The organism is Halomonas sp. R57-5, from assembly GCF_900070345.1.
Classification (GTDB): domain Bacteria; phylum Pseudomonadota; class Gammaproteobacteria; order Pseudomonadales; family Halomonadaceae; genus Vreelandella; species Vreelandella ventosae_B.
Map to the genome: position 1 here is coordinate 3,451,471 of NZ_LN813019.1, position 16,409 is coordinate 3,467,879.

The window sequence follows — 16,409 nt, forward strand, 5'->3', positions numbered from 1 at the left end:
AACAACCCATCCACCACTTGACAGCTAGTGCCTTAAAATCAGCTAATAATTCCACGTTCACATAAGGCTGCGATCAAAGCTTCGGCTGCTTCTTCTGGGTTCATTTCGAATGCTTTCAAATGAAAATACGGCGTTTCATAAACGAAATTAATACCAGTGAGATTTTTCAGCTCACCGCAGCGGGTCTTTTATGTCGTAGAGATTGTTTAGAAAGAGTTGGCGGAAAAGTTCTTTGATTTGTTTAAAAAAATTGATCAATATATTAATTTCAAAGTCTACTAAAAAAAGATGCATCAGTGAAGACATCAGCCGCCTGTTGAGGCCTCTTATACGTCATAACCCGCTTCGCGAGCTAAAATATTATTAGCTTGTAACCAACCTTCAATATGTCCGCAATCAAAAGTGCGACCATGCATTCGAAAAGCCTGCACAATATTACCTTCCTGCATTAACCGGTCGATGGCATCAGTCAGCTGGATTTCGTTGCCTGCGCCCGGCGGCTGGTCGCGTAGCAGCTCCATAATGCGGTACGGCAATACATAACGGCCAATCACGGAAAGGCGTGAAGGCGCCTCTTCCGGCTTAGGCTTTTCCACTACGCCACGCATAGTGGCGCTCTCGCCTGCGGCGGGCTCGTCGCAATCCACAATGCCGTAACGGTAAACGTCTTCTTGTGGCACCGCTTCTACCATAATTTGGGAAGCATCGTTCGCGTCCCAACGCTCTACCATACTGCCTAAATCACAAGCGGTGCTGCCTAACTGCGGCTTTACTAATACATCCGGCAGTATAACTGCGAATGGCTCGTCTTTGTCTAGCAGATGGGCTGCACAGAAAATCGCATGGCCTAACCCTTTTGCATTGGGCTGACGAACACTGGTCACTTTCAGTTGTTTCGGCGAAATAGCGGAAAGGGTTTCCAGAAGTGCATCTTTACCCTTGCTGGCCAGTGAATGCTCAAGCTCAAAGTGAGCATCGAAGTGGTCTTCAATGGCCGACTTTCCAGCACGCGTGACCAAAATAATTTCGTTGATGCCCGCGGCCAGCGCTTCCTCCACCACGTGTTGGATAAGAGGGCGATCCACCACCGGCACCATCTCTTTAGGAATCGCCTTGCTGATCGGCAGCAGGCGCGTACCAAAACCAGCTACCGGAATAATCGCTTTGCGTACTTGAGTCATTTACCACTTCCTTTTTCGTTACATTGCTGACGCCACTCACTCACTTTACGCAGCAGCTGAGCAGTACCGGGATCTTCTACATTCTGGTGTTCAATCGGCTGGCCCGCCAGGGTTTGATATAAGCTATTGGCTAATTGCTTACCTAGCTCGACACCAGGCTGGTCAAACGGGTTGATGTTCCACAACACCGATTGAACAAACACTTTGTGTTCATATAGCGCTAGTAACGCGCCTATCGACCACGCATCTAGCGATTTAAGGAGTATAACGGAGTTAGGCTGGTTGCCTCGATACCCCTGTGCCATGTAACCACGTAACGCGGGCGGTATCGCATCGTCTCCTAATGCAAATAGCTGTGACTGCGCCAAACAGTTCGCCAGCGTCAGCGCCTCTTGGTCGTTTAACGCCGTATTAGCGCGCTCGAAAGCGCTAGCTGCACGGTCTGCCACCGCCACAAAATCTGCACTGACGGTATGCCCACCCTGATGAAGCAACTGATAAAACGCATGCTGAGCGTTAGGCCCTACATCGCCCCACAAAATAGGGCAAGTCGCATGGTTGATGGAGCGCCCATCCAAACTAACGCTTTTACCGTTCGATTCCATCTCTAACTGCTGCAAGTAAGCAGCCAAGCTTTTAAGGCGGCCATCATAGGGCAGTACGGCGTGAGTAGGGATATTTAAAAACTGGCTATTCCAAGCCCCCACAAGGGCCATTAACGTAGGTAAGTTTGCTTCCAGTGGCGCGGCCATGAAATGTTGATCCATCGCATGCGCGCCTTCCAATAGAGCATCAAAGTGCTCTATCCCAAGCTGCATGGCAACACTCACGCCAATCGGGGACCACAATGAAAACCGCCCACCAATCCACTCTTTGAATTCCAACTGATGCGCGTTGGGAATACCGAACTCGCTCATTTTATCGGGTTTAGACGACACACCCAGCAGTTGGTAACGGCGAATGGTCTCCTCTTCTACTTCAAGCGCATCGCTGAGCCATAACAGCGCCGTACGGACATTAAATTGAGTATCGGCGGTGGTGAAAGATTTTGACGCCAGCACCAGCAGCGTTGTGGCAGGGTTCAATGTTTCCATTAAGGGCAGTAACTGTGACCCATCCATGGTCGAGACATAGTGCACGCCCACTTTGACACTGCTGGGGCGATCAGCCAGTGCCTCACTCACCAATTCGGGGCCTAAATCAGAGCCACCCACGCCAATATGCACAATATCAGTGATGGCTTGCCCAGTAGCACCAAACCATTCCCCACTGTGCACACGTTGCACAAAGTCTGCCATTTTCATCCGCTGTTGCTGGCAAAAAGTCGCGGCAGCTTCCATCCCTTTAGGGGGTGTAGAACCAGCAGGCCACCGCGCCGCCATGTGCAGCGCAGGGCGTTTTTCGGAAGGATTCACCTCAGCACCGGCGAAAAATGCGTGGCGCTTCGTTTCCAACCCACAGCTATGGGCCCACTCCACCAGCAAAGAGAGCGTTTCATTGGTTAAGCGCTGCTTGCTGAAATCCAGATGTAGCGCGCCAAAGGTGAATGCAAGAGACTCTGCCCGACGTTGCGCAGACTCAGTAGTACACAGCAAATCACTGAGCGATTGAGCCTGTAAGCGCTCAGCATGAACGGCCAGAGCATTCAAAGGGGTATAAACACGCTGAGTCGCAGCTGATAACGGTGTGTACATATGTCTTCCTTGATATACAAAAGGCGTTGTGGCCTACATTTATTAAGCAAACTTCATGCCAGCCCCTATCAATTCAGTGTTAATCATATAGTTTACAACATCATGAAAAGCACACGTAGTACGGCATAACTAGGCACTGGAAAAGCGTACAATGCTACCCTGCACCATTAAACCTGGGAGCCACCGTCGGCACTCCTAGCGGAGTGCTTCGCGGGTGCCTATCTAAAACTGCCTGGGAGCCATGTAGCGCGGCGTGACGAAAGAGCGAGAGCAACGAGCGAAAGAGGCACCCGCGAAGGCAGGCGGCGAGTAGCCGCCTGGGTCAGGCCACCGTGAATCATCAAACCTCTGTGCCACCATCGGCACGTGAACTACTTMCCCTTTCAACAACCCAGTTAAAAGCGCGGTGACAATCTCAATCAACTCATCCAAATGCTGCGGGCCTTTGAAGCTTTCGGCTTACACTTTGTAGAGCGATTACGTGCCGCTGGGGAGTGCGGCGAACCAACCGTTTTCGGTGGTGACTTTTAAACCACCAATGGCTACTTGATCACCCAATGCTTTTACCACTAAGGCGGTGATGAGGTCTCCGGCCAAGGTGGTGTCGGTGATGCTCTCGGCGGTGAGGCTTTTGAACGCGGCTTTCTCTTCTGCGCTGCAGGCGGTATCGACCCGTTTGTAGAACGGCTCGCCAAAGCGTTCTGTGAGAGTTTGGTAATACTCGCTAGGCGTTTTACCGGTAACGGCCATAATCTCAGCGGCTAGCAAGCACAGTGCGATTCCGTCTTTATCGGTCGACCACGCCTCGCCTGCTTGGGTGAGTAGGCTTGCGCCAGCGCTCTCCTCGCCGCCGAAGGCGAGCCAGCCTTCGTGCAGGCCATCCACGAACCACTTGAAACCGACCGGCACTTCAAACAACTCACGGTTGTGCGAAGCCACAACGCGGTCGATCATGGAAGATGAGACGAGCGTTTTACCTATTTTCAGCGAATCGCTCCACTGCGGGCGATGGCTAATCAGGTAATCTACACACACCGCCAAGAAGTGATTCGGGTTCATCAACCCGTTGGCATCCACAATGCCGTGGCGGTCGGCGTCAGGGTCGTTGCCAAAGGCGATATCGAAGCGGTCTTTAATCTTCAGTAGGTTCGCCATGGCATACGCGCTGGAACAATCCATGCGGATCTTGCCGTCGTGATCGGGCGGTATAAAGCTGAAGTTGGCATCAATGGTGGTGTTCACTACTTCCAGGTTCAGGCCGAAATGCTCAACAATCGCCTGCCACACGGGCAGCGCCGTGCCGCCCATGGGGTCTACGCCCAGCGTTAAGTTGGCTTTTGAATCACCATCATATCCACCACGCTACCCAACTACGCTAAATAATGCGCGGTGTAGTCATACTCTTGGGCATGAGCAAGCGCTTCTTCCAACGGTACCAGCGTGATATCACTTAGCTGACGAAGCAGGTACGCATTGGCGCGTAGCTCGATCCACTTGGTGGCTTCAGTATCAGCGGGGCCACCGTGGTAGGGGGTTGTACTTAATACCGCCATCTTCTGGCGGGTTATGACTAGGCGTAATAATCAGGCCGTCCGCTTTCATGGCAGGCATGGCCTGGCGCTGCTGAGCGATGTGCTGAAAAATGGCGTGGCTGACTAAGGGAGTAGCCGTGTAGCTATGGCCCTTTTCGATCATCACCGGCACTCTATTAGCGACCAGCACCCTCAGCGCACACTCTCAGGCGGGGCGTGAAAGCGCATGGGTGTCCACGCCTAAAAACAGCGGCCCTTGGTAGTCTTCTTCTTTGCATAATCCACCACCGCCTGCGTGATGGCGATAATGTGCGCTTCGTTGAACCTGCGCTCGGTAGCGGGGCCACGGTGGCTTGGATTTGCGTCTCCCTACTCATTTCGCCGTTTAGATCAACTTATACATTACTGAATACGCGCGAGCTTTTTCTCCCATGCCCATGCATGGCGAACAATAGTAATTAGGTCTGCATATTGAGGCTGCCAACCCAAGGCTTTCTTTGCCTGTGTGGCATCTGCGACTAGTCGAGCTGGATCCCCTGCGCGTCGCTCACCTTCCTCTACTGCCAATTCGCAACTATCTTCTGCCACAATATCTTTCACAACGTCGATGACTTCTTGTACCGAATATCCTTGTCCGTTGCCTAGATTAAAACCAAGCGCGCCAGACAACTCACCATCTACCAGCGCCTGTAAAGCTAGTGCATGGGCTGAACACAAATCTTCAATGTGGATATAGTCTCGGATACAAGTACCATCTTCGGTTGGGTAATCTCGCCCGAAAACCGTAATGCTTTTACGCCGACCGGAAGCCGCTTGCAGAATCAACGGAATCAAGTGGGTTTCCGGGTCGTGACATTCGCCCAGCACCCCTTCCGGGTCCGCGCCGCAGGCGTTGAAATAACGCAGGGAAACCGAGTTCAGTCCATACGCAGTGGCGTAATCCTGCAATGCCCGCTCTACCATTAACTTGCTGGCACCATAAGGGTTAATGGGCGCTTGCGGATGCGCTTCGTCTATCGGCGTGTATTCCGGCTCGCCAAAGGTAGCGGCAGTGGAAGAGAAAATGAAATGGCGCACATGGTGGCGTACCATTACATCCAATAAGTTCAGCGTATTGGAAACATTGTTGCGATAATATTTGGCGGGGTCGCCCACGGATTCTCCCACCAAACTACACGCTGCAAAATGCATGACCGCATCAAACTGGTGTTCGCGAAACAGCCGTTCCAACAGAACGGTATCCGCCAAATCCCCGACCACTAACTGGCCGTAACAGGCGAGTTCACGAAAGCCCGTGCTTAGGTTATCAAGTACCACCACCTGCTTACCGGCTTTTGAGAGTTGCTTGACCATATGGGAGCCGATGTAGCCTGCTCCGCCAACAACTAATATCACCATCTCCTCTCCTATAGAACTATTTCTATTAAGCTTCAAAATGCCACAAACTGACAAAACTTACCCATACAGAACCAACACCATATTTGACTCAAAGGCCAATAACTTCAAGCCCCAAATCATAAACTTCAATAAAGCGATTCTGAGCTCCAAAATCCGTCGAGGTCACAAAGACACTTCTCACCTCAAAATCAGCTTCAAACTCAAAATCAAACTCGACAAATTCAAACGCTTTTAAGAAAACAGCACCTAGAACTTTAGAGTCACTTTTTGAAACCCCTTCAACAATAACTCGAATACCTTTACTTGTCGAAAAGTTGGTTCTAATCCTGCCATACACCTTGACTTTCTTATTTATAACAGCACGAGCAAAGCACAGTGTCTTGACATTAAAGAACAACTGCCTTGCCACTTTATTTTTCACTAGAGTCAGCTTTGTGAATTCTTTACACCTTTCCTCATGCCAGAACCCATCATGGTATATTGGAAAACTGGATAGATTTTCAAAATTCAATCTCTTGCCTTCAAAAACAGATTTCATTCTACTTAACAGAGCTACGCCGCCCTCAACACTCATTATGCTTTGCGCCATTAACCTATGAGCTAAATAAGGAACACTTATCTCTTGGTAAGGCCCAAACAGAAGCTTTTCATCTGAGTCCAAATGATGCTTAGCAGCCGGAGAAGTGCCAGCATAGTGTATTACGCTCGTCCTATCACTATAGTACTGATAACTTACATTACCCAGCCCTTGTAGAACAATATCTCCCAAGACTTCTCTAAACCTACCTTCGAAAACAAACCCTGCAAGACCTTGATCTCCAAATATTTGAACCTCACCCATAAAAGATTTAACAGGCGGCAATGAGGCCACGTCATTTGCAATAGTTTGATAATATTCACTATTCATCGAACGAGCTTTCATTTCTTTTAAATTAAGCAATAAAACCCCTGAGTTAAAAACTCTACCCAGTTGCTTCTGCTCATCAGACATAGGTTTTTCTAATAGCTCTGCCCGTTTTGGGTTATGATTAAAAGATACCAGCAAGGTTTGGTCATCAAAAGATTCCGAAAATATATACTTTGTTAGATCCTGAAGCACGACAACATCTAAATCCAAAAATAGAGCTACTTCAATATCATCTGGAAGGTACTCATGGGCAATCATCCAATAAAAAGCCTGTTTACCCCACCGAGAACTTCCTTTCTTCATTTTATCGATATATTCAAAATCTTCTTCAGAAACCAGTATATATCTAAAATTTTGATTATAATACTCTGCTATTTTATTCAGAGATTCAAGAACATCCGGCTCGATGTAATCTGAAAGAGCATAATAATTAACTCTCAAGTCTTTGTGCATTTCATACAAATTCACCAACAATGTTGGTGCCAGTTTGAAATACCTGGAATCTCCAGAAGAAAAAACATTTATAATCTGACCCATATCCCCTCCACAAAATACTTATATCAAATATAAAAAACTGCCAAGCAAGCAAATCAAAGGTGTAGCTCACATTACTTTGGCGACCAAGGAGTTAAAGTGTAATCACTCCTTATACGCACCAGACCTTTTCCCAAACTCAGGAAATTCATAAATCCAGTCAATCAAGATCTATTAAAATATGGCACAAGCTCATTTTCCATAACTTGAAAAAGAGTCATATAGGTTCGCGAAAGCAGAACAGTAGATAGAATATTCAAATTATCCCTAGCTTCTTTGAATATCAGCCCAGGAGCATTTTCTTGCGAGTTTAACGGTGTTGATTGCCGAACTCGCTGTTCGCGAATGAGAGCCGTTGATTCACACCTTCGTTCTCGACCGTATCTGGGGATTCAGTATTTCACCCTGAAGACTTGATCACAGCTTTCCTAGGTTTTGTATGAATAAGTGACGAATTGCAGGCCGTTACGAGATTTCAAGGTACGGTTAGTCGTTGATTGACGATATCATTTCTCTGCCCCAACGCATTGAAAGACCCAGAAAGGACGATCAGAAAATACTCAATGGTATTTTCTGGGTGCTGTGCTCCGGTGCGAAATGGCAAGATGTGCCTAATAGCTATGCCCCGTGAACCAGGTTCTACGATCGCTTTCCCCGCTGGCATGAAGACGTCACCTTCGATACCGTTCTCCAGTGATTGCATCTTTAATTGTAAGAAGACAGCATGATTGGTTTAGATGCATGGATGTTCGACTCCACTTCCATTAGTGCTACGGGGGCTGCCTCGGGAAGAGACAACAAGTGAAGCCCCAGCGAACCTCAAGATCATTCATTGGGTCTCAACAGTGGCCAATTGAAAACAAAATTTTACTTGGTACACGACCGGCAAGCTACCCCGGAGCTTTATCTTATCACTAGGTCCGGACGCTAACTTACCTCGATTTATCGTCGCCCTAGACAGTATCCATTTACCTGGGCAACATTGTGTCTTCGAAAACGCCATAATTATATGCTGGTAAATATAATAGCGCAGCTTTGCAGCACTGCTGCTTTATCAGCTACAGAATGAAGTTATCATCATTCATAGCAATATGCTTAAACTTAGCCTCAGATTGCCTTCTAGGTTCGAAACGAAGAAATTCCGTAGAACATTGTCTATCTGGCTCAAAGAACAGAGCTATAGCAGCCACACTCAGCAAGGAGCCCCCCTACAAACCGTTATCAATCTAACAGCAACGATACAATCAGCGAATTGCAAAAATCTAAGAAAATTGAGATTATGGTTGTCAATCTCAACCTGATGAGTGCCAAACTGATTTGTACCTTGGATCAAGCAAGGACTAATTTGGCTATACCCATGATGCGCTTACTACAACTTAGAGCAATCAGACAAGTTCCAGCGTATAGGGAATGAAACGTTTTAAGGAGTTTGGCTGTGACTCGAAGTGCCTGATCGGCACCCCGAGAGACCAACACAGTCAGATGGCTTAACCTTAAAACCCACATACTATCGAGTTGAAAATACATTTTACGAAAAATTTAGGTGGCCATGCGCTTCACAGCTAGCTTTCAAAGCTCTCTATGTAAGATCGCTACCTAGTTCAACAAGATATCAGTTACATCCAAACGCATGGATTTCGGTACAAGAGCGTCACTATCATGGTAGCCAACCGCAACAAATGCTATGAATACGTGGGATTCTGGGATGCCTAGCAGCTTGCGTGCTTGGTTGACCTGATCAGTGCTCATGGCTGTATTAAGCGGACATGCACCAAGACCCACATTCTCAAGGCCTAGAAGCAGGTTCATCAAGAACAATCCCCCATCGATAAACGCCTGGTTACGTTCGTCCGCGAACACATACGCAGACAAGTCACTAGTTACCAAGAGTAATTTGGGCGGCATGTCATAGCCAGACCAGCCCCCCTGTAGCTTTAAGGCATTTTGCATCAGCTGTTTATCATCGAACTGGAAAACCCGAGCTGGCTGTCGATTACAAACAGAAGGCGCTTGTGCAGCAACTTTGATCGCATTCAGAATGTGAGTGTTGTCAATTTTTTGATCCAGAAACTCACGGACACTACGACGCCCGAATGCAACTGAGGAAAAGGATTTCTCGTAATATTCTGCTTCAGACGTGGCACGCTCCAAGTGTGCAGCTTGCACACCTCCCGCCTGAGCATCAGCCTTTTCAACATGTTCTAGAACTTCCGGCTTAAACAAAGCCCTAAACTCGGAAACATTATAACCTATTGTTTTATGATGATCGAAATAAGCCCGCATGACAGCCGCGCCTATTTTAAAAAAGCTATCATCTGTCGATTTGCCGCTTTCGACCCAACTGTTCATCTCTGCTGCAAGCTTTGGTATTGCTATCTTACCAAACCCAGGACGAAAGTTTGCACGGCTCAGCCCCTTTTCAACAGCATGTGCATTGAACATAATTACGCTGCGTGCGTTGCCTTCGCTATTTGATACCATGTTCTGGGCGTAGAACTTTATATAGCGGTCGCTATCTGCTTCAGACAACCTTTTAACTTTTTCAGCAGGCGTAGGAGCTTTTATCAGCTGAGGCCTACTCATGTCGGCTTTATCAATCGGATCAAGCACAATTTTATAAAAGCGTGCGCCCGGATTAACGCCCACAAAATGGACAGCCCCTAACATTATTTGCGAAAGGTTATCCTGGGGCACAATAAAGTCGATGAAATTCTGCTCATTGCTACCTTTACGTCCACCAGGCAATGTTCCGATAACATTAAAAGTACCAGTCTTTGCATTCCTCAAATGAATATTAATCGCACGCGCAGTGGTAATCGGTGCCCAATCAAATGTAAGCCGATAAGCATGGCCTTTCACTAAAGACTGGGGCAAGTCGCACCAAACCCGATTACCCTTGACTGAACCACCCGGTGTAACCGTAATGGAAGTCTCACCAGTTGCCTTAGCGACATGCCAAGCATTGCTGCTGGCATGAAACTCGGGCGCTTCGATTGTGATTGCTCTATCAGATGGCGGCGAAAAATGCGGCTGCCTCTGCCCACTTGCCTCAATACCCACGCGCAGGGCACCGCTCTGAACACGTGCTACAGTCGTCGCAAGCGCATCTTTTAGCCAAGCCACCGATGCTTCACGATCCACTTCCAAGACATCATTTGCAGCCGTGAAATCCAATGTAGCCGATACATTACTGTTCTGAGCAACCGTAGTCTCATCATCAGTTTCATACAATCGACGACTTTCGCCAAACTTGAAATGCTTCAGAATGTTTACAAAGCGATCAGCGCCACGTTTTGTATTGTAGATTGATGAAAACGGACGCTCAAAAATAATACTGAAGGCTGTGCCGTGAAAGCTGTCAGTGATTACATAATTCGCATTTTTGTAAGCGGCCAGGAAATTCTCTACCGCATCCTCTGGTACGAATTCAAATCGGTCGCCCGAGAATATCTCCATTGAAAGCGCACGTCCCTTGTCGGGATTGGGTACAATGACAATCTTCGACAGACCCAGCTTGTCGGCAACAGCCTCAGCGACCCGACGCTTTTCAGGTGTCGGATCAAGGTAGAAGACATTCAGATAATCGCCCTCGGGCTGCCAGCTGGCGCTATCGGCAAGCTTCTCGTACTCGGCCTTTTCCAATAGGAATACAGGGTCTACAACTTTATGAGCCTCAACGCCGAAGACATCGCGCGCAACATCTACGGCATATTCTTCGCGCACCGAAACGGCATCGAACTTCTGCAAATTTTTCGAATGCTTTTCACGGAACTCACCATCGAATTTCTTGGTACCCTTGTTGCCAAACGAAGTTGCATAGGCAATGCGACCGTTTTTGTCCGATACGAAATCAAGAAACAGATCATCGTTAACGCGCCCGATCAGTGGGTTCCAAAGCTGATCGCTGCCCACAATAAAAGTGTTAACTTTCATGTTGTAACTCGGCAGTTCGCTAAAATGGAACTGGTTCGTATACTCATACCCCATGCGATCCGCAAATTTTATAGATAGTAAGTCATGTGGCCACTCCACACGATAACCGTTATAACCTAAAGGTTCGTGAACCATAAGCACACTGTAGCCTAAATTAGAAATCGCACGGTGCAATCCGTAATAGGTAGTCATAGAGCCATAATTAGCACCGTACCACCAACCCAAGATAGCTACATCATATTCATGCTTCGTGCTCATTACTTTCACTCCGATTTAAACCGTTCTTCCCAAGCAGCTTTTGCAGCAAGGGTTTTAGATAATTCTTTGTACTGATTGCTCAACTGTTCGTAATTAGCTTCCAGCTTACGCACTAAGTCTTTAAAACGTTTACGGTTGTCAAAATAGGCTTGTTTATCTATTTTACAGATGTAACCTTTACCTGAGGCAGGGTCTACTGTTATCGTATAAGGGCGTAAGAATGTGTCGTGTTCAATAGCCCTTACATCCAAGGGGAAAACAACGCCTTTTTGATATTGTAATGAGTCTGGCAGTAAGTGGCCATTATAACTAAACCGACGTAGCAAACTCTTCCAACGGCCTTTATTGCGTTGAGGTGCATGGTGAGTAACATTGCCAAGATTCATAGAAATGGCATTTTGAATTTTTTCATTTTGTGTATTGCTATTGATCAGCTTTCTTCGTTCAGCCATATCAACATTCTGCTCCCAAAATGAATCTCCGGCCAATACATCCTCAATTGCTTGGCAAATAGCATCAGCAGATTCATAGTGGTAGCTATTATTAAATCGATTGAAAAACTTGGACATCAAACGACTTAACGATTTTTGACCAATCTCAATATTTTCGAATGTTAAATGATGCACAAGATGATAACGCATGTCCAAATATAGCGTTAGCGGTGTTTGCTTAGTAAAGAAGTCTTCTTGAATTGCAACAACTCCTGGCATCGTAATAATGTCAAAATCGTTTGCAAGTGAGAAATAACTATCATCTCCTCTGACAAAGAATGGAAACGGCCAAACATTCACTGATGCAATAGGAAAACAAAAATACCACCAGCCCGCATATTTATTATCTATGTTACGGGGCTGCCCGATAGACATCGCAACCACCTCACCAAAATCACCAAGATCTCGGCCATTATCGATAGGTTTACAACGCTGATCAAACGTAGCACCGTTCTCCCACATGCGCCATTTATGGGATTCTGTGATCATGGCACCACAAACTGCCCTGTTATCAGTTTTTGAATACTGCAAAACTGACATAGTTCTTCTTAGTGACTCAGGGAAAAAACTTGCATCATCATCCATAAATAGAACATGTGACGACAGTTGATTTTCAACGACCTCCATTAGGCCACGAGTAAAGCCACCCGCACCACCTAAATTACGATTCTTTATTACTGTTGACTTTTCAAACGGAATTGAATCAGTATCACCACCATTATCAATCACTAACAACTTGAACTTATCTAGTAAATCAACGTTATTCTCAAAATATGATTGCATGCGACGTCCTGTTTCCTGCACAGCTTCGTCGCGCTTAAAAGTTGTGATTACTGCTGTTAATGAAACACTCTGATGTATTTCACCGACAATACTATAATCTACGTCATATATAAGAGTATCCCGCAGAGATATTATTTCTACATATATCAACCCATCAAGCAGCATCGTGGGCAGACGAATTTTTTCTACTTCACCGTCAGTTAGCTCAACTCTGCTTTGATATAGTTGCTCCCAACTACGGCCATGCCTTGCCATCACAATTTGTACGATAAAAGTGCCTGATGCTTTTATTTCAACATCTACCGCATGTTCATCTAAATCGTATAAATGCACAGGAAATGAATTGAAATAGCTATTAAAACTTATGGTAGCGCCACGCTGAGCAAAGTACGCTTTTTTCAGGGTATCAAACCCTGCAACTCCACCATGATGATGAAAAAACAGGGGGTACTCGCTATTAATACCTGGCTCAGGCATCACTAGGCGTTGAACAAGGTTTACCAATTGCATATCATTTCCTATCTGCTCATTAACTATAACATCGGGTACATCGCTCATTGCTTAGCACTCGCTAGATATTTTTCTGCAACATCCAATGCAAGCCCAATTGTTATATCCATATCTAAATACTGATATGTTCCTAAGCGTCCTACAAAAGTTACGTTCTTTTCTTTTGCTGCACGTTCTTGATAGCGCTCTAGTAGCTGTGTCTCTTCAACCAGCCGAATTGGATAGTATGGAATATCATCAGGGCCACATGAGCGACTATATTCACGAAATGCAATTGTCTTTGTAAAGTTACCGCTTTCCCAGGGAGCAAAGTGCTTGTGCTCAGCTATACGTGTAAAAGGTATATCGGCATCTGGATAATTCATTACAGCTGTGCCTTGATAGTCACCTTCTGCGCGTACTGGCTCAAAGTCAAGTGTACGATAACCTAAGCGGCCTAGTTCATAATTAAAGTAACGGTCGAGAGGGCCAGAATAAAAAATATGTTCGAACTCTTCATTAAGTCTTTCATATTTAGTGTCAAGGCGCACCTCAATATTTTCATGATCCAAAATATTTTCCACTATGGCTGTATAACCATGACGTGGCATTCCTTGATAGGGGTGATTAAAATAATTATCATCATAATTGAAACGGAGTGGCAAGCGCTTCAATATAGATGCTGGTAATTGACTAGGCTCAACTCCCCACTGCTTTCGAGTATAACCAGCAAAGAAACCTTGATAAATATCATCCCCTACAAAACGCAAACCCTGTTCTTCAAATGTTTCAGGCTCTTGTATATCCATCCTTGCCTTACCTTCAATGAAGGACTTCGCTTCGGCAGGAGACATACTTTTACCAAAAAACTGATTAATAGTATGTAGGTTGATAGGCATCGAATATACCTGCCCTTTTACCGTTGCTTTTACACGGTTAACATAGGGCATCATCTCACCAAAGCGATTTATATAATTCCATACCCGTTCATCGTTTGTATGGAAAATATGAGGCCCATACTTATGGACCATTACACCACTTTCAGCATCGCGCTCAGTGTGACAGTTACCTGCTGAGTGCTGTCGTTCATCTACAACTAAGCACTCATAACCTTCCTCGGATAAACTGCGCGCAATCACAGCACCACTAAAGCCTGCTCCAACTATACATATGCGCTTCATATTCGTTCACCTTCTAAGTTATTCAAAGTTTCGTAAGATCTAGTTCTCACGTAAAAATGACATATAATGCTTAAGCCCCCAACGCTGTTGAGTAACTTCATGCCGTATTGAAAAATACCCCATTACCATATGAAATTTTAAACGACCACCCGTCACCTTTGAACCAGCCAACAGCTCCCCCTCATGCGCAAACTGATGATATGGTTCAACATGCAAACTTTTAACAGTCTCGTCTCGTTCTCGATAAAGATCGATCGACTTTTCTTTCATACGAGAGACAAGATGTGTATTTCGTGGCCGATAATGTCCCATTGCAACTTTGTCAATAATGGCCACTTGTTTTCGCGGATCTTCTACCAGCTTATGCCACATCCAATCAACACCAAGTGCTGCGTGTTTTCCTTCCATTATTGGCAGTAGCTTATGTAACAAATCTGTATGCACTAACGGCATCATAAGCTCTACAAAGTTTGTTAGCCGAAAATTAAAACGCGGATTGCTAATAGTAAGACGGTAGGCATAGACACTTTGAGGGGTCAGTGATGGCTGGGACAACTGAAAACCGTGAGTTTTCACAATCCTGAAGAAAGCTAAGACGTCACTTGGATCAGTTTGAATATCATCGTCTGGAAACCAGAAATAGTCATATTTCTCAAGCAGCGAAGGATTAGACTTAAATAGATCACATATCCCTATCCATTTACCGCCATTACAAACATGATGTTTTTCATCAGCATCTACCCCATATTGGCTAATTAACACATCATATTCGCTAGTACTAGCTAAAAGCCATTCAGGAGCTTTTTGATAGCTTTCGGCACGACATACAACTAGAACAGGCTTCATAAATAACCATTTATTAAAAATTTAAAACCAATAACATGGCGGGCTTAATCATCTCCTACAATATACTCAAGGGCTGCTTCTTTATCGCTTTTGTATCTATAGGCAAGTACTTTAGCCTTCTCCAGAACACTATATTCTTCTTCAGGCCATCCCTCTCTTTCCGCCAAACTCATACCATATTCAACACCTAGAACACTGCGTTCATATTTAGTCACTTCGGCTTTAGCTTCTTTATGCATTCCATCAGGCGTCGATGTAATTATACCCACCAACTCTTCTATTCGTTTTTTAGCATACTGATTAGCTCTACGCAAAACGTCTAACTCTTTTTTATTCCAATCATTCTCTTTAGCTGCATGTATAATAACATGCAAACCATTAAATATTTGACGCACCTTTGACAGCTCTTTTCTTAACGAACTAATTTGCACAGCACTTAGCAAGAGCGGATCAATATCAAACGTTTTCTCGTTTAATGCATTTATTAGCGTTTTATCATCTGTATCTTGATGATAATCAGAAATTGCCTCTCCTATATCATCATACCAAACAGCAGCTCCGCCTTGTAAGTATATTGCCGATTGACATAAGTCACGCAATATACCTTCACCATGTGACACCATAATTAAAGATGCACGACCAACACGTTCCTTAAATAAGGCCTGAGCTTTCGCCTTGAATGCCCTATCACCTACGGCTGTCGCTTCATCCGAAATGTAAATATCAAAATCAAATGCGAGTGACAAGCCAAAGGATAATCTTGAATTCATACCAGATGAGTAAGTACGAACAGGKTCATCAAAGGCTCCTCCTATTTCTGCAAACTCTTCAACGAATGCAATCACTCGCTTTATTTCCGCGGGGCTACTMCCTTGAGCTCGCGCTACAAACTTTACGTTTTGGCGCCCTGTCATGTTGCCTTGCATGCCACCCGATAGCCCCACCGGCCACGATACACGGCTGTGGCGTATTACCTCACCCCTATCGGGGGTATCCATACCAGCGATCAGACGCAGCAGGGTGGATTTACCTGCGCCGTTGGGGCCGATCAACCCCACGCTTACCCCGGTGGGGATCGTCAGGTTGATGTCCTTGAGTACCCAATCGCTGCCGTGGTGATTGTGGTAGCGTTTGTAGAGGTTTTTTATTTCAATCATTAAGTTTTAGAAGCCATTGGTGTCT

13 protein-coding genes are annotated in these 16,409 nt (G+C 45.7%); 1 reads left to right on the top strand and 12 read right to left on the bottom strand.

Translation table 11 applies throughout. The annotated features are described in order from the left end of the window. Positions 1-326: 326 nt before the first annotated feature. From HALO_RS15860 to HALO_RS15880, 7 genes are all read right to left on the bottom strand, one after another. Positions 327-1,181 (bottom strand): UTP--glucose-1-phosphate uridylyltransferase, encoded by an 855-nt coding sequence (locus HALO_RS15860; RefSeq protein WP_050713644.1) that lies wholly within the window; start codon positions 1,179-1,181, stop codon positions 327-329. Then, a complete protein-coding gene (gene pgi / locus HALO_RS15865; protein ID WP_050713645.1) occupies positions 1,178-2,875 on the bottom strand; it encodes a glucose-6-phosphate isomerase in 1,698 nt (565 codons plus the stop codon). Before pgi ends, HALO_RS15860 begins: the two co-directional genes overlap by 4 nt. Before the next feature lie 477 nt (positions 2,876-3,352). Continuing rightward, entirely contained in the window at positions 3,353-4,183 is an 831-nt protein-coding gene (locus HALO_RS23665; protein ID WP_331710086.1) for a hypothetical protein, read from the bottom strand. A gap of 62 nt (positions 4,184-4,245) precedes the next feature. Continuing rightward, a complete protein-coding gene (locus HALO_RS23670) occupies positions 4,246-4,428 on the bottom strand; it encodes a hypothetical protein (protein WP_331710121.1) in 183 nt (60 codons plus the stop codon). After that, positions 4,385-4,570, bottom strand: a complete 186-nt coding sequence (locus tag HALO_RS23675) for a hypothetical protein (RefSeq protein WP_331710120.1) — start codon at positions 4,568-4,570, stop codon at positions 4,385-4,387. Before HALO_RS23675 ends, HALO_RS23670 begins: the two co-directional genes overlap by 44 nt. 239 nt (positions 4,571-4,809) lie before the next feature. Then, positions 4,810-5,805 carry a UDP-glucose 4-epimerase GalE gene (gene galE, locus HALO_RS15875; RefSeq protein WP_050713646.1) on the bottom strand — a complete coding sequence of 332 codons (996 nt, stop codon included), beginning with the start codon at positions 5,803-5,805 and terminating at the stop codon, positions 4,810-4,812. Between the two features lie 88 nt (positions 5,806-5,893). Beyond that, entirely contained in the window at positions 5,894-7,249 is a 1,356-nt protein-coding gene (locus HALO_RS15880) for a glycosyltransferase family 8 protein (RefSeq protein WP_050713647.1), read from the bottom strand. A gap of 490 nt (positions 7,250-7,739) precedes the next feature. On the opposite strand from HALO_RS15880, the gene HALO_RS23770 reads away from it, so the two are divergent. Continuing rightward, a complete protein-coding gene (locus tag HALO_RS23770) occupies positions 7,740-7,877 on the top strand; it encodes a transposase (protein WP_092490856.1) in 138 nt (45 codons plus the stop codon). 965 nt (positions 7,878-8,842) lie between these two features. Here HALO_RS23770 and HALO_RS15890 read toward each other — a convergent pair. From HALO_RS15890 to HALO_RS23550, 5 genes are read right to left on the bottom strand one after another with little or no spacing between them, the layout of a single operon-like run. Beyond that, positions 8,843-11,437: a polysaccharide pyruvyl transferase family protein gene (locus tag HALO_RS15890; RefSeq protein ID WP_050713648.1), complete on the bottom strand. Its 2,595-nt coding sequence runs from the start codon at positions 11,435-11,437 to the stop codon at positions 8,843-8,845. Between the two features lie 5 nt (positions 11,438-11,442). Further along, a complete protein-coding gene (locus HALO_RS15895) occupies positions 11,443-13,269 on the bottom strand; it encodes a glycosyltransferase family 2 protein (RefSeq protein ID WP_157693181.1) in 1,827 nt (608 codons plus the stop codon). Beyond that, positions 13,266-14,381 (bottom strand): UDP-galactopyranose mutase, encoded by a 1,116-nt coding sequence (gene glf, locus HALO_RS15900; RefSeq protein ID WP_050713650.1) that lies wholly within the window; start codon positions 14,379-14,381, stop codon positions 13,266-13,268. The genes HALO_RS15895 and glf overlap by 4 nt, the downstream gene beginning before the upstream one ends. Positions 14,382-14,420: 39 nt before the next feature. Beyond that, positions 14,421-15,227: a DUF707 domain-containing protein gene (locus HALO_RS15905; RefSeq protein ID WP_050713651.1), complete on the bottom strand. Its 807-nt coding sequence runs from the start codon at positions 15,225-15,227 to the stop codon at positions 14,421-14,423. Positions 15,228-15,271: 44 nt separating this feature from the next. Next, positions 15,272-16,384, bottom strand: a complete 1,113-nt coding sequence (locus HALO_RS23550; RefSeq protein WP_231896727.1) for an ABC transporter ATP-binding protein — start codon at positions 16,382-16,384, stop codon at positions 15,272-15,274. Positions 16,385-16,409 lie beyond the last annotated feature (25 nt).